The organism is Cellulomonas sp. S1-8 (assembly GCF_026184235.1).
Taxonomy (GTDB): Bacteria; Actinomycetota; Actinomycetes; order Actinomycetales; family Cellulomonadaceae; genus Cellulomonas.
Map to the genome: position 1 here is coordinate 3,627,057 of NZ_CP110806.1, position 19,694 is coordinate 3,646,750.

Consider the following 19,694-nt stretch of genomic DNA (forward strand, 5'->3'; position numbering starts at 1 on the left):
TCCGGACTCATGAGTAGATCTCGTCGATCTGGTGCTTGGCCTCGACCAGGGCCTTCGGCGCCCGGTCGGCGAAGAACTCGACGTCGGCGTCGGACAGCGAGGCGTTCGCGTACATCCGCGAGATGCTCGACACGAGGACGCCGTGCCGCGCGAGGGCGGAGGTGACGACGATGTCCTTGCCCATCAGGTCGAAGTCGTACTGGGAGGGCGCCTCCAGCGGCGTCTCGCGGCAGTGGAACGAGGCCAGCCCTGCGGGGCCCTGCACGATCAGCGGCAGACCCACCCGCTCCGCCTCGGCGCGGAGGATCTCCTGGATCGCCACGACGCGCCCGCGCATGCCGGTCAGCGCCGCCTCGTCGTCGCGGCCGAGGATCTCGAACGTCGCCCGCACGGCGGCCGTGCCCAGCGAGTACCCGTTGAACGTGCCCGCGTGGACGACCCTCTTGCTCTCCAGCAGCTCCATGATCGAGCGCTTGCCGGTCAGCGCGGCGATCGGGACGCCGCCACCGGCGAGCGCCTTGCCGAAGGTGGCCAGGTCCGGCGTCACGCCCAACGCCTTCTGGGCGCCGCCGAGCCCCATCCGCATGCCGGTGATCACCTCGTCGAAGATGAGGACGACGCCGTACCGCGTGCACAGCTCGCGCACCCGCTCCAGGTATCCCGGGGCGGGTTCGACCGAGCCGCCGTTGACGCACACCGGCTCGGTGAGCACGCAGGCGATCTCCTCACCGCGTTCGGCGAGCAACGTCTCCAGGGCGTCCGCGTCGTTCCACGGCAGCATGAACGACTGGTCGGCCATGATGTCGGTGGCGCGTCCGGCGGTGCCCTTGAGGTCACCGCGGAAGTCCACCGGGACGGGGTCGGCGCGGTCGGGCACGCGGCCGCCCATGATGTTGTCGTAGCTGCCGTGGTAGTGGTTCTCGAACCGCACGAACCGGTTCCGCCCCGTGTACGCGCGCGCCAGGCGGAGCGCCGCCTGCAGGACCTCCGAGCCGGACACGGCGAACCGGACCATCTCCGCGCAGGGGATGTGCCGGTTCATGAGCTCGAGCGCGTCGGCGTCGAAGTCCGTGTGGCTGGCGCACAGCACGTCCCGCATCGCCGTCCCGAGCGCCTCGATGTACTCCTCGTGGGAATGCCCGAGGATCATCGCCCCGAATCGCGCGTACAGGTCGAGGTACTCGTTGCCGTCCATGTCGAAGAGACGACTGCCCCGGCCGCCCGTGAAGTGGATCGGCACCTCTTCCCAGGGCATGTTGAAGTTGTAGTGCACGCCGCCGGGCAGGACCTTCTTGACCCGGTCGTGGTAGGCGCGGTTCGACGTCGTGTCCAGGGTCGCCGTCATGCGGCACGCTCCTCGGCGAGGTACGCGCTGATGTCGTCGACCGTCTTGAACTCGAAGAGCGCGACCGGGTTGATGTCCATGTCGAGCTCCTTGCGCAGGCGGTTCACGATCTTCAGCGCCTGGACCGAGGACACGCCGAGCTGCGCGAAGCCCTCGTCGTCCCCGACGTCGCCGGGGGCGATGGACAGCTCAGAGGCGATCCCCTTGATGAGAACGGCCTTGATCTCGTCCTTCGTCATGTCAGTTCCTTTCGGTGGGTCAGCATCCAGCCAGTACGGCAGCCGGGAGAAGGGATACGGATCGAGACGGAGGGTCGTCCCGGTCCCGTCAGGGAAGAACTCGGTCCAGTCGATCGCGCCGCCGTGGAGGAACCGCTCGGCGGCGGCCTCGAGCGTCCGCGGCGGTTCGCCCTTGGGACGGCGGTCGGGCTTGGCGACGTGGTTCATGCGGGTCTGCGTCACCGCACCGGTCGCCGGGTCGAGGACGGCGGTCGCCCGCCAGGCGTAGGCCGGGCGGAAACGGGCGAGCGTCATCGCGAGGTCGTACGGGTCGGCGCCGCCGGCGGTGTGCCGTTCGACCTCCGTGAGCATCTGGCGCAGCGCGTCCTGCGACGTCGCCGAGAGACAGACCACCGGCTCCGGCAGCGCACCGCGCGGGCGCCCGCCGTCGTCGGCCTCCTCGACCACGACGTGCACGTTCGTCCCGCCGAGACCGAGCGACGTGATGGCGCCGACCCGCGGCCGTCCGTCCACCCGTGGCCACGGCCGGGGTGACGTCATCACCTCGAACGGCGTCCGCTCAAGCCGGAGCAGCGGGTTGATCGTCGTGAGGTGCACGTTCGGCGCCATCTGCCCGTTCCTCAGGCTGAGCAGGAGCTTCGCGAGGCCGGCGCCGCCGGCGGCGCTCAGCAGGTGCCCGATGTTGGACTTGACGGAGCCGAGCCCGATCTTCGCGTCGCCGAAGTCCTCCTTGCGGTAGACCTTCGACAGCGCGTTCACCTCGATGGGGTCGCCGACCCGGGTGCCTGCGCCGTGCGTCTCGATGTAGCCGACCGCGGTGGGGTCCACGACGCCGTCCGCGTACGCGTCGCGGATCACGGCGCCCTGACCGCGCGGGTTGGGCGCCATGATGCTCAGCGACGAGCCGTCGTTGTTGATGGCGTGCGCCGCGATCCGTCCGTAGATCCTGCGGTTCCGCGCCCGCGCGACGTCCTGGCGCTCCAGGACGACCACGACCACGCCCTCGCCGATCAGCGTGCCGTCCGCCTCCTCGTCGAACACGCGCGTGTGCGGGTGCGACGTCGTGATGCCGCCGGCGTTGCACAGCATCGTCGTGTAGGCGGCGCTGAGCAGGTTGACCCCGCCGACGACGGCGCCGTCGCACCCCCCGTTCCGGATGGAGTCGATGCCCTGCACCAGTGCCGAGAGGAACGACGAGCAGGCCGTGTCCACGGCCATGACCGGTCCGGTGAGGTCGAACTGGTGGGAGATCCGCGCGGCCAGCGCACCGTGGTACGTGTTCATGATCGTGCGCGGGGGCAGACCGGCCGGGCCGTGCTCGTCGAGGTAGCGGCAGACGAGGCCGTAGTAGGGGTTGCCGGTCATGGCCATGTGCACGGAGTAGCGCCGGCTGTCGCTCACGCCCGACTCGGCCAGACCGGCATCGCACAGGGCGTCGTACGCGACCTCCATGCCGACCCGGTGCTGCGGGTCCATGAACCTCGCCTCGTGCTCGTCGATGCCGAAGAACCCGGCGTCGAACAGCTCGATGCCCTCGACCTCGCCGATGACGTCGTCCCACCACGGCGCGCGCGCGAGCGCACGACGGCGGGCGCTGACCGGAGCCGTGCGGACGACGCCGTCGATGAGGAGCTGCCAGAAGTCGTCCTGGGTGGCGGCGCCGGGCAGGCGCAGCGCCAGGCCGGTGATCACCACGGGCGTGGCCGACGCGGCGGCGGTGGCGGGGACAGCGGTCATCGTGGGCCTCCGACCTGGTGCAGCACCCGGGCGTCGCTGATCCACTCGACGTGGAGGGCGTCGTCGTCGTGCCAGACGTTGATGTGGGTGCGCGCCAGGCCGGGTCCGCCGCTCGGCGAGACCTCCGGCATCTCGTCCGCGGGGATGTGGCCCTGGAAGTTGACGAGGGTCAGGTCGAGCTTCCCCAGGTCGTTCCAGTAGGCGGCTCGGAGCGCGTGGAGGTCCTCGGCGCGCAGCGGTCCGGCCTCGCCGAGGCCCTCGGGCTCGGCGGCCAGCGCGGAGACGAAGTTCAGGCCGGACCGCTGCGCCCGGGCGAGGCGGTCCGCCACCGCGGCCTGGTCGCCGTCGCCCGTCAGCAGCACGGGGACGACGTCGAGGAACTCGCCCACGCAGTCGGACCAGTCCTGCCCCGCCCAGCGACGCGAGCTGGTCACGAAGCCGATGGCGACCCGGTCCCCACCGCTGTGCCGGGCGAGCTGCGCGTGCAGGACGGCGAAGGCCGCGTCCAGCGGGTTCTCGCCGCCGACCAGCGGAAAGCTGTACCGCTGGACCGGGGCCCGGGACGCCGCGGGCTCCCCCGCGACGGCGTGCCCCGCCCGGAGGTTCGCCGCGAGCCAGTCGGCGTGGTCGAAGCCCTCGAGGCCTCCCCTCCAGTCCGGGGCGTCGGCGAGGGCCGCGAGGTACGCGCCGAACTGCCGCGGAGCGGGGAGCTCCACGCCCCGGGCGGCACGCACCGTCTCGTCCCGCAGGATCCCTGCGCTGAACCCGTCGAAGACGGCGTGGTGGAAGGCCCAGACCAGCCGCAGCTCGTCGTCGGAGACCCGGACCACCACGCACCGCCAGAGCAGGCCGTCGGTGAAGGGCTGCGCCTGCAGGGCGTGCGCCAGGTCACCGACGAGGGCGGCGACCTGGTCCCTGTCGATCCGGCGGGCGTCCTGGACCGCGATCAGGCCGGACAGGTCACCGAAGGCGTCGGGGCCGACGATCTCGAAGGAGTCCCCCACGAGGCGGGCGCGGAGGGACTCGTGGCGGACCACGGTCCGCCCGATGCCGTCCCGCAGGTCCTCGACGTCGACGCCCGTGACGGTCTGGATGAAGCCGCCGGTCTCGGTGCCGCTGGCGCGGTGCAACCGGGCCAGGGCACCGATGTCGAAGCCGTGCGCGGCGGGCTCGCCCGCGTAGGACTCCGCGACGCGGTGGGCGTCGTGGGCAGCCCAGGAGACGATCCTGCGGAACTGGTCCGCGGAGACCGCGCGCCGCGGCTCCCCGCCGCGGTCCGCGGGCTCCGGCTGCGCGCCGGCCGGGGGCTCGGGCTGCAGGAACGCGCGCAGAGCGTCCGCCGTCGGGTGCCGGTACAGGTCGCTCACCTGCAGCTCCGCACCGGACTCCCGGAGCCTGCGCACCACGGCGATCGCCTGGAGCGACTGCCCGCCGGCGGCGAAGAAGTCAGCGGTCCCGGCCAGCTCCGGCGCCGCGAGGACCTCCCGGAAGACGGCCAGCACATCGCCCACCGGCCGGCTCCCGACCGCGTCCGGAGCCGTCCGGGCCCCGGCGGCACCCACGGGGGCGTCGATCCGGGCGGCCAGCCGTGCACGGTCGACCTTGCCGTGCGACGTCAGCGGGAACTCCGGCAGGACGATCACGCGCTGCGGGACCATGTACCGCGGCAGCCTCGTGGCGAGCTGGTCGCGCAGCCCGGCCTCGGTCGGCCCGTCCGTCGTCGGCTCCGCCCGGCAGAACCCGGTCAGCCGGCTGTCGTTGCCGTCCTTGGTGTGGACGACGACGGCGTCGGACACCCCGGGGCAGCCCTGGAGCGCGAGCTCGATCTCGGAGAGCTCGATCCGGTACCCGGCGTGCTTGACCTGCCGGTCGATGCGGTCGAGGTAGACGATGCGTCCGGCGTCGTCCAGCACCACGCGGTCGCCCGTGCGGTAGACGCGGCCGGCGACCCCGGCGAGGCCGTCCACGAACTTCTCGGCCGTCAGCCCGGGCCGCTGGTGGTAGCCGAGCGCGACGCTCGGGCCGCCCACGCAGAGCTCGCCGGGCACCCCGCGCGGGACGTCGGTGCCGTCCGGGTGAACGATGTAGAGGTCACGGTTCCGGGCGGGGCCACCGATCGGCATCCGCGCGAAGTCCGGGTACTCGTCGACACGGAAGGACGTCGTGCAGACCGACGCCTCCGTGGGCCCGTACAGGTTCCAGAGCCTCCCGGCCCCCAGCACGTCGAAGGCGCGCTGTGCCGCCCACGGCTGCATCGCCTCGCCGCCGACGTACAGCGCGGACATCCCCGCGACCGCCTCGGGACGCTCCGCCATCAGCAGGTGGAACACCGCGGTGATGAGGATGCCTGCGTCGACCCGTTCCTCGCGGAGCAGGTCCGCCAGGAGGTTCATGTCCCTGGCGTGCTCGTGGCCGCCCATGACGAGGGTCGCGCCGGCGAGGAGCGCGCTGTGGACGTCGAGCAGCGACGGGTCGAAGGTGCAGCCCGTCAGGTGCAGGACCCGCATCCCCGGGGCGTAGTCCATGTAGCCGTTGTCCGAGCAGGTGCTCAGCACGCCGCCGTGGGTGACGAGGGTGCCCTTGGGCAGGCCCGTCGTGCCCGACGTGTAGATCATGACCAGGGGGCTGTCGGCCGTGACGTCCGACGGCGGTGCGTACGTCCCGGTCAGGTCCTGGGGACGGCGGGCGACGACGCCGGGCCGCTCCCACGCCTCCGGCGCCGTGGCCAGGACCACGGCGGCACCGCTGTCGGCCAGGATCCCGGCGACCCGCTCGTCGGGCAGGTCCACGTCGAGCGGGACCTCGATCGCGCCGCACTTCATGAGCGCGACGCGGGTGAGGACCTGCCACGGCCCGCGCTCCAGGAGGCAGAGCACGAAGTCACCGGTGCGGACCCCCGCGTCCTGGAGCCCTCCGGCCAGGTCGTCGGTGAGGCGGTCGAGGTCCGCGTAGCTCCACTCCTGCCCGTCCCAGCGCAGTGCGGGCAGGTCCGCGTGCTCGGCGAACGACTCCCGGATCCGGGTCAGCAGCGGCTCGGTGATCGCGGGCCCCGCGGCGGTCAGCTCGGCGCGCCGCCTCGCGTGCTCGTCCGGCGTCTCCAGCGGCAGCTCCGCGACGCGGCGTCCGGCGTCCTGCGTCATGGCGAGCAGCAGCAGGTCCAGCTGGGCACCGAGGCGCGCGATCGTGGCGTGGTCGAACATCTCGGTGCGGTACTCGATGTCCACCACGAGGTCGTCCGTGCGCTCGGCGACGCTGAAGGAGAGCGCGTAGCGGCTCTTGACCCGGCCGTGCGGCAGCGGCTCCATCCGGACGCCGTCGAGCTCGAGCTCCTCGGTGCCGGTGCTGACGTAGTTGAGCAGGACGTCGAACAGCGGGTTCGCGTCACCGCCGGGCCGGATGCCGAGCCGGGCCAGCACCGCCTCGAACGGTGCGTCCTGGTGGCCGAGCACGGCCGCCACGCTGTCCTTCGCCGCCGCGACCGCGTCGCGCACCGTGCGGTCCGACAGGTCGGTGACGCGCAGCGGCAGGGTGTTCACGAACATCCCCACGGTGTGCTCGCTCCCGGGGACGTGCCGGCCGGACACGGCCGTGCCCAGCAGGAACTCCCGCTGGCCGCTGTACAGGCCGAGCACGCGGGTGAGGGCGGCGAGGAACACCATGTACGGCGTCGCGCCGCACTCCCGGGCCAGGTCGGTCACGGCCCGACGGCTCGCCGTGCAGGTCAGGCCGTGCCGGTCGCCGTCGAGCGTGGCGGGCTCCGGCGGGGTGCGGTCCGCCGGGAGCTGGAGCCGCGGGAGGTCGCCGCGCAACGCGGTGGCGAAGTACTCCACGTCCGCATCGAGCCGGCCGGTCTCCGCCAGCCGGGCCAGCGCGGCGACGTGGTCGGCGTACGGCAGGGGCGCCGCGGCCGGGGACCGGCCACGCAGAGCGCGGGAGAGGTCGTCGGCGATGACGCCCAGGGAGGTCTGGTCCCCGACGATGTGGTGCAGGTCGAGCAGGAGGTAGTGCAGGTCGTCGCGGACGCTCAGGATCTCGACCCGCAGCAGCGGGGCGTCGGTGAGGTCGAACGGCCGCGGCCCGGCCGCGAGGCGGGCCTCGACCTCGGCAGCGGTGGCCGTGACGACGCGGACCACGTCCGGCACCTCGGTGCGCACGCGCTGCACCAGCGTGCCGTCGTCGGCCAGGTGGAACGACGTGCGCAGCTGCTCGTGCCGCCCGACGATCTGCCGGAACGCGTCCCGGAGCCGCTCGACGTCGAGCCGGCCGGTCACCCGGTACGCGATGGCGAGGTTGTACGCCGTGTCGTCGTCGCGGAGCGCGCAGACGGCGTACATCCTGCGCTGCGCGGGCGACGCCGGCGTCTCGACGACCTCGGCAGGGGCGGGGCGTGCGGGGTCGGTCGACGGCGGGGTCGGCGTGGACGCCTGGGTCTGCGCCGCCCTGGCGGTCAGGAGGGTGCGGATCGCGGCGTAGCTCGCGTCGGTGAACATCTCGCCGACGGTGATCGCGACGCCCGTGCGCTTCTCGACGAGCGCGGTGAACCTCACCGCGGCCAGGGAGTCGCCGCCCGAGCGGAGGAAGTCCGCGTCGTCGGTGGGCTCGGAGCCGAGCACCTCGACCCAGGTCCCGCGCACGGCCTCGTGGTCGAGGCCGGTCGTGACCGCCGGAGGCTCGACGTCGGACGCGAGGCCCAGGTCGTCCCAGCGGATGTCGGAGAGGAAGGGACGCGGCTCGAACGCGTAGCCCGGCGCCGGGACGCGCCGGCCGTCCGCGCAGAACAGCGTCCTGTCGACGTCGGCACCGCGCACCCAGCGGGTCGCGAGCACCCGCCGCAGGACGTCGAGCGTGACCAGGCCACCCGTCTCGGCAGGGGTGATCACCTCCGGCACCGCCTGCAGCGCCCGCTCCGGCGCCGTCCCGGCCCTCAGGTGCCCCATCGCCTCGCCGGAGCTGATCTCCGCGGTCGCGACGCCGAGGGCGATGCGCAGCAGCCGGTCGTCCCCGACGCGTGCGTGCAGGCTGTCGGGCCCGGCGAAGCGGGCGATCGCCACCCGGACCACGAGCTGGGAGATGCGATCGATCGGGGGGTTGTCCGGCGTGCCGACGTCGGACAACGCCGCGCGCACCTGGGCACGCAGGCCGTCCTCGAAGACGCTGAGCACGAGGTTCAGCGCCCGGACGAACGGCTGACCGGCCGGGGAGGTGTCGTCCGGCAGGCCAGCCGGGAGCGTCAGCCGCACCCCGTCCGACGCGTCGATCGCGAGCGCGTGCGCTCCCGGCTCGATCCACTCGAGGGCTCCGCCGGGCACACGGATCGCGGCGGCGCGGTGCTCGAACTGCGCGCGGCCCCGGGCCAGGGTGGCCGAGACGTCGAGCGCCGGGCCGCCCGCACCGAGGAAGTCCGCCAGCGCGTCCTGCATCCGGCGCCGGGACCTCTCGGTGCGCGCCGAGACGGGGAAGAGGCACTCGCCGCCGTCGTCCCTGTCCGACGGCTCCGGGCGCACCGGGGCGGGCTCCAGGATGACGTGCGCGTTGGTGCCGCCGATCCCGAAGGAGCTCACGGCGGCGAACGGCACGCCCCCGGCAGGGGCCGTCGCCCGGGTGGGCACGTAGATCGAGCCCGCGGCGTCGATGCCCCGGTTCATGGCCGTGAAGTTGGCCATCGGCGGGATGATGCCGCGGTGGACGACGCCGACGGCGCCGAAGAACCCGGCGACGCCCGCGGCCGCGTCGAGGTGGCCGACGTTGGCCTTGGCCGCGCCCAGCGCGACCGGGCGGCTCCCGCCGTAGACGTTGGCGAGCGCCTGGTACTCGATCGGGTCGCCGTGCACGGTGCCCGTACCGTGGGTCTCGACGTAGATGACGTCCTCGGCCTCGACGGCGGCGTCCGAGAGGGCGCTGCGGATGACCTGCTCCTGACCGCGCACGCTCGGAGCGGTGTAGCCGACCTTGGCGCGGCCGTCGTTGTTCGTCGCGCTGCCGGCGATCACCGCGTAGATGTGGTCGCCGTCGGCCAGGGCCGCGTCGAGCGGCTTGAGGAGGACGACGCCGACACCCTGGCCGCCGACCGTGCCGTTGGCGTCCTGCGAGAAGGGGCGGCACACGCCGTCGGCCGAGAAGATCATCCCCTCGTGCCAGGTGTAGCCCTCGGTGCGCGGGAAGTTGAGCGCGACGCCGCCGGCGAGCGCCATGTCGGCCTCGCCCTGGCGCAGGCAGCTGACGGCCTGGTGGATGGCGACCAACGACGTCGAGCACGCCGTCTGCACGTTCACGGCGGGGCCGGTGAGGCCGAGCTTGTAGGCCACCTTCGTGGCGAGGAAGTCCTTCTCGTTCATCGTCATCGCCTCGAACGCCCCGATCGGGTCGTCCTTGCGCCGCAGGAACCGGGCCATCCAGGCGAAGTTCGTGCCGCTGCCGGCGAAGAGCGCGATGTCGCCCGGGAACTCGCCGGGCACGTAGCCGGCGTCCTCCAGCGCGTGCCAGGCGGTCTCGTGCAGGAGCCGCACCTGCGGGTCCATGGTCTCGGCCTCGTGCGCGGAGTACTCGAAGAAGTCCGCGTCGAAGGTGTCGGCAGCGACGTACCCGCGGGCGTTGACGTAGCGCGGGTCGTCGACGGTGGCCTCGTCGAACCCGGCGTCGAGCAGCTCGTCGCGCGTGAAGCGGGAGATGCTGTCGACGCCGGCGAAGCGGTTGTCCCAGTACTCGGCGACGGTCGCGGCGCCGGGCAGGACACCGGCCATGCCGATCACCGCGATCTTGCGGCCCGGGTCCTGGGCCTCGGCGTGCTGCCGCTGATCCGCCCACTCCGTGATCCCCATGATGTCGACCGCGGCGATGGTGCCGGTCTCGTCGGCAGCGGGGGGACCTGCCGCGGCGGGACCTGCCGCGGTGGGGCCTGCCGAGGAGTCCGCCCGACCGGGGCCGGTCGCCGGGACCGCCCGATGACCGAGCGCCTCGGCCAGGGCCCGCGGCGTCGGGTTCTCGAAGAGGCGGACGAGCGGGATGCTCCGCTCCAGCTCCTCGCCGAGACGGTTGTTGACCAGCATGAGCTTGTAGGAGCTCCCGCCGACGTCGAAGAAGTTGTCACCGGCCGAGACGCTCCGCCCGAGCACCTCGGCCCACACGCCGAGGATCACCTCGAGCACGTCACCGGCAGGCGCGGTCGGCGCCGTGGCCGGTGCAGTGGTCGTCGGAGTGGTCGGCGCAGTCGGCGCCGCGGTCTGCCCCGCGGCCGCCTCCAGCGCCGCGCGGTCGACCTTCTTGTTGGGGAGCTTCGGCATCTCCGCGACCTGGCGGAGGCGGGCGGGGCGCATGTAGGCCGGGAGGGCCGCGTCGATCTGCGCGAGGACCGCCGCCGACCGGTCGGCGGCGTCCTGCGCCGTGTAGTGCAGCACCAGGTCGCCGTCGGACACCGTGGCGACGGCGTACGTCACGCCGTCGGCACGCATCGCGGTCTTCTCGATCTCGCCGAGCTCGATCCGGTTGCCGTTGACCTTGACCTGGTGGTCGAGGCGCCCGGACAGCACGATCTCGCCGTCGGGCCGCAGGTACCCGGCGTCGCCGGTCCGGTAGACGCGCACGCCGGGCAGCTCCCGCAGGGTGGTGAACGCCGCCGCCGTCTTCTCCGGGTCGTTGATGTAGCCGACGGCGAGCCCCTCGCCCGCGATGCACAGCTCGCCCGGTTCGCCGGCGGGCAGGATCGTCCCGTCCTCGCCGACGACGATCACGGCGGCACCGGACACGGCGCTGCCGATCGTCACGTCGTCACCGGGCGCGAACTCCTTGACGGTCGCGGTCACCGTGGTCTCGGTCGGCCCGTACATGTTGAAGACCCGTGCGCCGCTCTCCTGGAGCAGCAGCGCCAGCAGGTTCTCGGAGAAGTGCTCGCCCCCGCAGACCACCACCCGCAGCGCGGGCAGCTGGGCGCGGAACAGCCGGTTGCCGCAGAGCGCCGCCATCTTCGACACCGGCGCCTGGATGTGGGTCACGCCGTACGCCTCGACCCGCTGGGCGATCGCGGCGGCGTCCTTCTGGTCGTCCACCGGGCACATGTGGACCGCCGCACCCGAGGCCAGGGGCAGCAGGCTCTCGAAGGTGAAGATGTCGAACGTCGGGTCCGCCAGGCTGATGATCACGTCGCCCGGCGCGAAGATCCCGCGCGCGGCGTGGTCGTGCCACAGGTTCGTCACGCCACGGTGCTTGACCTGGATGCCCTTGGGCCGGCCCGTGGACCCTGAGGTGAACACCGCGTACGCCGGGACGTCCGGCCCGACGACGGGTCCGGCGGGGCGTCCGGCGGGGGCGGGTGCCGTGCGCGCCGTGCAGGTGGTGAGGTCGAACACCGTGCCGACGGCCGGCGCGGCCGCGAGACCCGGCTCCGCGAAGGCGAACCTCGGCGCCGCGTCGGCGAGGATCCGCTCCTGCCGCGCGACGGGCTGCTCGGGGTCGATCGGCAGGTAGGCGCCGCCGGCCTTGAGGATGGCCAGCTGCGCGACCAGCAGGTTCACGTCCCGCCGGGTGAACAGCGCGACGTGCTCGCCGAGCCGCAGCCCGGCGTCGACCAGGCGCGCGGCCTGCGCGTTCGCCATGCCGTCCAGCTGCGCGAACGTGTAGCGATCACCGTTCCCGTCGATGACCGCGACGGCCGCCGGGTGCTCCGCCGCCCGCTGCGCGACGAGCTCGTGCACCGGCGTGAACGGGGCGGCGACGAGCCGGGCGCGGATCGCGTCGGTCGGGGTGCCGAGCGGGATCCGGCCGATCGGGAGGTCGTCGTCCTGGCACGCGGCCACCAGGAGGGCCTCGAAGCACATGACCAGCCGCTCGATCGTGGCCCGGTCGAACAGCCCGGCCGCGTAGTCGAGCTCGACCGCGAGGCCGTCGGCGGTCTCCGTGCAGGTGATGACGAGGTCCATGGCGACGCCCGCCGGCCTCACCTCGAGCTCGCGGGCCGCGATCCCGTCGATCGCGACGTCGTGCCGCTCGATGTTGTGGTAGTCGAACGACACGTCGCACAGCGGGTGCCGGCCGGGGACCCGCTCCAGGCCGAGCGCGTCGACGACCCGGTCGAACGGCACGTCCTGGTGCTGCAGGGCGTCGACCACCGCGCTGCGGCTCGCGTCGAGGTAGTCGCCGAACGACGTCGTCGGCTCCGGGCGGAGCCGGATCGGCATCATGTTGACGAACATGCCGACCATCTCCTGCGTCTCCGCGAGGGTCCGACCGGCCACCGGCGCGCCGATCACGAGGTCGTCGCGGCCGGTCGTGCGGGCGAGCGTCGCGCCCCAGGCGGACAGCAGGACCATGAACGGCGTGGCGTCGTGCGCCTCCGCGAGCACCCGCACGCTCCGCATGCGGGCAGGGTCCAGGTGCTGCTTCACGCGTCCGGCTGCCCCGTCCCGCGCGGCGCCGCGCGGCCGGTCCGTGGTGAGGAGCGCCGCCGTCGGCGCGTCCCGCAGGGTCTCCAGGAGCTGCGCCGCGGACTCGGCGACCAGCCGGGCACGGGTCTCGTCGTGGTGCACGACGACGTCCTTGTAGTGCACGTCGAGCGGTTCGAGGTCGCCGGCGTACAGGGCGCCGAGATCGCGGGCGATGATCTCGGCGGAGACCGCGTCGGCGACGATGTGGTGGATGTCGAACAGCACGAGGCTGCCGCTGCTGCCGCCGTCGACCACCTCCATGCGGAACAGCGGGCCGGTGCCCAGGTCGAAGGGCCGCACGAAGCGGTCCATGAGCCCGTCGACGACGTCCTGGCCCACGTGTGCCGCGGTGGAGAAGACGAGCGGCAGCGGACCGGTCGTGCCGGGATCCGCGATCGCCTGCCGGAGCCCGCCGTCGCGCAGCGCGAAGGTGGTGCGCAGCGGCTCGTGCCGCGCGACCAGGCGGCCCACGGCGGTGCGCAGCGCGTCCGGGTCGAGCGTGCCGTCGAGCCACGTGGCGGACGCCATGTTGTAGACGAGCGCGGCGGGGTCGAGCTGCGCCGCGATGTACATCCGGACCTGCGCAGGGCTGAGCGGGTAGTCGTCCTGCGCGGGTGCGGGTGCCAGGCGGTGCACGCCCGCCGACGGCGCACCGTCCGCCGCGGCCCGCGCCGCCGGGGCGAACCGCTCCGCGAGCGCCGCGGGCGTCGTCGCCGCGAACACGTCCGCGACGGTGACGACCACCCCGAGCCGCGAGCTGAGCAGTGCGGCGAGCCCGGTCGCCTTGAGCGAGTCCCCGCCGAGCGCGAAGAAGTCGGCGTCGGCGGCGACCTCCGGGTACCCGAGCACGGCGACGAACGTCGCCTGCACCGCGGCGACGAGGTCGACGTCACCGCCGGCGGGACCGGCCACGTCGGCGGACGGGGAGGCAGGCAGGGGCCGGACGGCCGCGGCGCCGCCGGAGGCGACCCTGGTGGTCGTGGTGACGGGGTGGGGATGGCGGTCGAAGGAGTAGGTCGGCAGGGAGATGCGCCGGCCCGTGGTGTGGTGGGTCCAGTCCACGGGCAGCCCGGCGCTCCACAGGGTGCCGAGGGCGTTCAGCAGCCACGCCTCGTCCGCATCCTTCTCCGCGGCGCGCTTCAGCACGTGGACGAACACGTGGTCGTGCCGCTTGCCGGGGTCGTGCGCCGCGAACGTCGAGAGGCTCGGACCCGGTCCGATCTCGACGCCGAACAGCGGCCCGTCCGCCAGCAGCGTCGCGAGGCTCGTGGCGAACCGGACCTCGCCGGTGATGTGGTCACCCCAGTACGCCGGGTCCGTCATCTCGCCCGGCCCGACGACCTCGCCCGTGCGGTTCGAGATGATCGGCACCGCCGGGTCGCGCGTCGTGACGCCGGCGACGGCCTCCTCGAACGCCTTCGCGGCGTCGCTCATCATCGGCGTGTGGAAGGCGTGCGACGTCTGCAGCGGGATGCCCAGCAACCCGGCGTCGTCGAGCTGACGGACGACGGCGTCGACCACCTCGCTCCGCATCCCGACCACGGACCGCATCGCGGAGTTGTCCAGCGACAGCCAGACCCCGTCCATCCCCGCGATCACGTCCCGGACCTGTGCCGCGGGCGCGAGCACGGCGATCATCACGCCCGGCTCCTGGGCCTGCATGAGTCTGCCCCGCTCACGGACCAGCCGCACGGCGTCGCCGAGCTCCCACACGCCCGCGAGCGCCGCCGCGGTCAGCTCGCCGATGCTGTGCCCCACCAGCACGTCGGGGACGACGCCGAAGGCCTCCAGCACCTTCGCGGCCGCGAGCTGCGAGCCGAACAGCGCGAGCTGCGACCACTCGGTGCGGTGGATCCGCTTGTCGCCCTCGGGGCCGTACAGCACGTCGCGGAGCTGGGCCGCCTCGTCGTCGGCGAGGTGACCGATGACCTCGTCCATCCACCGGCGGAAGAGCACGCCCGACGGGCTGTCGCTCAGGTACAGCCCGCGCCCCATCGCGTGGTACTGGTTCCCCTGCCCGGAGAACAGCAGCGCCGTCCGCGCGCCGGACCGGGCCTGCGTGGCCGGGGCGGAGCGGAGCCGTTCCGCCCACCGCTCCGCGTCCCGGGGCTCGGCCGCCGACACCACCATGGTCTTGCGGTGCGTGAGCTGGGCGCGTCCCTGGCACAGCGTCCGGGCGGCGTCGCTCACGGACACGTCCGCGTGCGTCGCGATGTGCCGGACGACGGCGTCCGCCGTGCGGTCCAGCGCCTCCGGGCTGGCCGCGGAGAACTGCAGCACCTCGTACGCGTTGTCCTGGGTGGCGCCGGCCCGGGGGCCCTCTTCGACGATCATGTGCACGTTGGTCCCGCCGACGCCGAAGGAGTTGATGCCCGCGCGCAGAGCGCGGCCGCGCCAGGGCTCGCCCTGGCTGGTGACCCGGAACGGGGTGCTCCGGAAGTCGATGTGGGGGTTGGGGTCCGCGTAGTTGCGCGTGCCCGGCAGGTACCGGTGCTCGAGGCTGAGCGCGACCTTGCTCAGCCCCACCGACCCGGCGGCGGAGTCCGTGTGGCCCACGTTCCCCTTCACGGAGCCGAGCAGGACCTCGCCCGCGGGGACGCCCTCGAAGGCCCGTGCCAGCGACGCGACCTCGATCGGGTCGCCGAGCAGCGTCCCGGTGCCGTGCGCCTCGACGTAGCTGACGGTCGCCGGGTCGATCCCGGAGGACTCGTAGGCGGCGCGGATCGTCTCGCACTGGCCGTCCTCGCTGGGCGCGGTGTACGAGAGCTTGCGACGCCCGTCGTTCCCCACGGCCGAGCCCTTGATGACCCCGTAGACCCGGTCGCCGTCCCGAACGGCAGCGTCCACCGGCTTGAGCATCACCAGTGCCGCGCCGTTGGAGAACATGGTGCCCGCCGCGCGCGCGTCGAACGGCCGGCAGTGGCCGTCCGGGGAGAACATCATGCCGTCGGCATAGTGGTACCCACCGCCGTTGGGCAGCTCGAGGGTGACACCGCCCGCCACGGCCAGGTCGCACTCGCCGAGGCGGAGCGACTGCACGGCCAGGTGCACCGTCAGCAGCGACGTCGAGCAGCCCGTCAGTGCCGACATGGACGGCCCGGTCAGGTCGAACTGGTAGGACAGCCGCGTGCTGAGGAAGTGGTTCGTGGCCAGCGTGAAGTTCTGGTAGGCGTCGCCGTACCTGTCGGCGCCGATCACCTTGTCCTGGTACCAGGCGAAGTCGTCGTTGCCACCCGCGAACACACCGACCCGGCCGGGCAGCGCGGTCGGGTCGTAGCCTGCGTCCTCGCAGACCTGCCAGAAGGTCTCGTAGAGCAGGCGCAGCTGGGGCGAGGTGGCGTCGGCCTCGGCCGGCGGGATGCGGAACAGGGTGTGGTCGAACGCACCGACCCCGTCGAGGCGACCGGCGGCCTTGACGTACTGGGGGGCGGCGATGTCGCTCTCCGGGACGCCGAGCGCGCGCAGCTCGTCGTCGTCGTAGAACGTGATGCCCTCGGCACCGTCGCGCAGGTTCGACCAGAACTCGTGCACGCCGCTCGCGCCGGGCACCTGGATGCCGATGCCGATGACGGCGATGTCGCAGGGCACGGCGGCCGGGGCCGTGGGGGCCGCGGCGGTCTCGGCGGTCTCGCCGGTCCCGGCAGTCTCGGACGGCTCCTGGTGCGAGGGCTCCTCGAGATCCTCGAACAGCCCTGCCTGCGCCTCGACCGTCGGGTGCTTGAGCAGCTCCGTGACCCGGACCTCGCGGCCGAACTCCTCCTTCAGCTCCAGCTGGAGGCTCATCAGGCTGAGCGAGCTGCCGCCCTGCTCGAAGAACGAGGCGCGCGGGTCGAGCGTGCTCGTGCCGAGCACCGTCCGCCAGAGCGCCGCGACGCGCTCGGTGACGGGGGTGCCGCCGGGCGCGGCGGTGCCGGTGCGTGCCGACGACCCGCGGGTGGCCTGCGCGTCCGGCGACGCCACCGCCTGGTCCCCCGGTGCGGGCAGCCCTGGCGCGGCGCCCGCCTGCGCCCGCATCGCCGCGAGCTGCTCCTTGAGCGCCCTGCGGTCCAGCTTGCCCGCCGTCGACGTGGGCAGCGCGTCGATCGCCAGCAGGACGGACGGGATCATCTGCGGTTCGAGGGTGCGGGCCAGCGCGGCCCGCACGTCGGCCGTCGTCGGCTCGGTGCTCGCACCCGTCGAGGCCCGCGTCGTGTAGAAGCCCGCCAGGCGCGGCGGGACGACGCCGTCGTCGATCACGACCGCCGCCTCGACGACACCCTCGGTGCGCAGCAGCGCCTGCTCGATCTCGCCGAGCTCCATCCGCACGCCGCCGACCTTGACCTGGCGGTCGATGCGCCGGATGAACGCGAACCGGCCGTCCTCGCGCAGGTGACCGAGGTCGCCGGTGCGGTACATGCGCCGCATGTGCTCGGGGTCGCGGGCGTCGTCGAAGAACGGGTTCGCGACGAACTGCTGCGCGTTGAGCTCGTCCCGGTTCAGGTAGCCGACGCCGACACCGGCACCCGCGATGCACACCTCGCCCGGCACGTCGACGCCGCACAGGGCGTCGGAGCGTGCCACGACGTAGACGCGGTAGTCGTTGAGCGGCGTGCCGATCGGGGCGATCCGGGCGGTGTCCGCGGAGGTGATGGTGGTGTGGGTCGCCCACATCGTGGCCTCGGTCGGGCCGTAGACGTTCTCCAGGGAGCAGGTCAACGGCAGGGCGCAGAACCGTTCGACGATGTCCGCCGTCAGCGCCTCGCCCCCGCTGAACACGTACGTCAGCGACGCGAGGGCGGCCGCACGGTCGCCCGACTCGGCGGCTCCCACGAGAAGGCGCAGCATGGTGGGCGTGAAGTTCACGTGCGTCACGCCGGCGGTGCGGATCGCGTCGACCACCGCCAGGACGTCGCCCTCGTGGCCGGGCGGCAGGACGTGCAGGCGCCCGGCGCCGACCAGCCAGCCGTAGACCTCCGTGCCGAAGATGTCGAACGTGAAGGCCGTCTTCAGCAGGTAGACGTCGTGCGCCCGCAGCGGGAAGCGTCGTTCCAGGTCGAGGGCGGTGTTCTGGATGTTGGCGTGGGTGATGACGACGCCCTTGGGGACGCCCGTCGACCCGGAGGTGTACTCGATGTAGAGGACGTCGTCCGGGGACACGTCGACGTCGGCGGGCCGCACGCCGATCTCGACCCGCTCGTCGTCGCGCAGGGCGACGAGCTCGTCGATCGTGTCGATGTCGAGGCGCATGACGCCGTCGGGGAACGCGGCGTCCGCATCCGACGTGGTCAGCACGACGGCGATGTCCGCGTCGCGGAAGATCTGCGCGAGCCGCTCGGCGGGCGTCCCCGCGGACAGCGGCACGTAGGCGGAGCCGGCCAGAGCGGTGCCGAAGACCCCGGCGAGCAGCTCCGCACCGCGCGGGAGCAGGACGGCGACGCGCTTCTTCTCGCCGCCCGTGAGGTCGAGCAGGCGGCGCTGCACCACGACGGCCGCGTCGTGGGCCCAGGCGTTCGAGTACTCGCGGGAGGCGTCGGACCAGGCGATCCCTGCCGGGTCCGCCGTCGTCCTCGCGAGGAACAGGTCGCCGAGGTGCGTCGGGGTCCAGTCGTAGAAGTGGGTCTGCGAGAGCTCCGCCAGCAGGGCGGCGTCGGCGGCGGCCGACGACTCGCGGAGCGACGCCGCGGGCTCGTCCAGCGAGGTGGGGACCTGCTCGAGAAGGGTCACGTAGCGGTCCGCGAACCGCCGGATCTTCTGCTCGCTCAGGACCGGGTCCTTGTACTGGAAGACCAGCTCCGTGGCGCCGTCGACCTGCTCCAGGATGACGGTGAGCGTGCCGGGGAAGGGAACCGGATCTTGCCGCACCGCGCTGACGTCCTGCCGCACCGCGCCGTGCACGCCCTCGGGGTAGCTGAACGCGTCGTGGATGAACGTCACGTCGAACACGCGGGCGAGGGCCGGGTGGTCGCCCAGCAGCCTCGTCACCGGGTGGTCGAGGTGCTTCCAGGAGCCCAGCACCGCCTTGTGGAGCCGGCCGAGCAGCTCCCGGACGGTCGCCGTCGCCGTCGCGTCGACGTGGACGGGCAGCGTCCGGATGAAGCAGCCGATGCTGCGCTCCATCTCGAGGGCCGGCCGGTCGGTGAACGGGATCGACACGGCGACGTCGTCGGTGTGCGCGTACCGGGCGAGCAGCAGGCCGAACACGCCCAGGTAGACGGTGTACTCGGAGACCTCGGCGTCCCGGGCACAGGTCCGCAGCGCGTCGACCAGCCGGGCGTCCACGGGCACGCGGACCTCCCGTCCGACGACGTCGCCCGCGGTGGGGTCGAGCCAGTGCGACAGGTCCGGCGCCTCCTGGCGGGCGAGGCTCTGCTCCCAGAACTCCCGGTTGCGGGCGGCCTTGCGCTCGCTGGGCTGCTGGGTCTGCTTCTCCTGGTAGACGGCGAGTCCGGCGTCCTCCACGACGTCCGCGGCGAGGTCGTCGTCGCCGAGCGCGAGCTCCATGACCTGCTCGACCAGGTAGCTGACGGACAGTCCGTCCGCGACGAGGTGGTGGCAGACGACGACGGCCTGGTCCTCGCCGTCGAACCGGGCGTGGACCACGCGGAACAGCGGCGCGGTCTCCAGGTCGAAGGGAGCGGACGTCGCCTCGGCCACGATCGCGTCGAAGGCGTCCTGGGCGCCGTCCTGCCCCCGCAGGTCGTGGGAGGTGACCGGCGTCTCGACCTCGTCGGCCGGCACGACGACGTACGAGACGCCGCCACGGAGGTTCCGCACGGCGCTGCGCAGCGCCGGCTGCGCAGCCATCACGCGCCGGACCGCACCGCCGAACCGCTCGGGCAGGACCTGCGCGATCCGCAGGTGCACCGCGACGTGATAGTCCGACGCGTTCCGGACCTGGGCGTCGAAGTACATTCCGAGCTGCGACGACGACATCGGGAGGACGTGCATCTCTTATTGCTCCCTACGGCCGGCAGCCGC

Annotated in this window: 3 protein-coding genes; all 3 read right to left on the reverse strand. The window is 73.1% G+C overall.

Annotated features, from left to right (window positions below; translation table 11 throughout):
- Positions 1–7: 7 nt before the first annotated feature.
- Genes OKX07_RS16395 through OKX07_RS16405 form a run of 3 tightly spaced genes read right to left on the reverse strand, consistent with a single transcriptional unit; the run spans position 8 to position 19,664 of the window.
- Positions 8–1,345 (reverse strand): aspartate aminotransferase family protein, encoded by a 1,338-nt coding sequence (locus OKX07_RS16395; protein ID WP_265629056.1) that lies wholly within the window; start codon positions 1,343–1,345, stop codon positions 8–10.
- Positions 1,342–3,321, reverse strand: a complete 1,980-nt coding sequence (locus OKX07_RS16400; RefSeq protein WP_265629057.1) for a beta-ketoacyl synthase N-terminal-like domain-containing protein — start codon at positions 3,319–3,321, stop codon at positions 1,342–1,344. The genes OKX07_RS16395 and OKX07_RS16400 overlap by 4 nt, the downstream gene beginning before the upstream one ends.
- Positions 3,318–19,664, reverse strand: a complete 16,347-nt coding sequence (locus tag OKX07_RS16405) for a non-ribosomal peptide synthetase/type I polyketide synthase (RefSeq protein ID WP_265629058.1) — start codon at positions 19,662–19,664, stop codon at positions 3,318–3,320. The genes OKX07_RS16400 and OKX07_RS16405 overlap by 4 nt, the downstream gene beginning before the upstream one ends.
- Positions 19,665–19,694: the final 30 nt, after the last annotated feature.

Excerpts from the sequence above, each read along its gene's own strand:
- OKX07_RS16395 (WP_265629056.1), bottom strand. The coding sequence starts at position 1,345 with ATGACGGCGACCCTGGACACGACGTCGAACCGCGCCTACCACGACCGG.
- OKX07_RS16400 (WP_265629057.1), bottom strand. The coding sequence starts at position 3,321 with ATGACCGCTGTCCCCGCCACCGCCGCCGCGTCGGCCACGCCCGTGGTG.
- OKX07_RS16405 (WP_265629058.1), bottom strand. The coding sequence starts at position 19,664 with ATGCACGTCCTCCCGATGTCGTCGTCGCAGCTCGGAATGTACTTCGAC.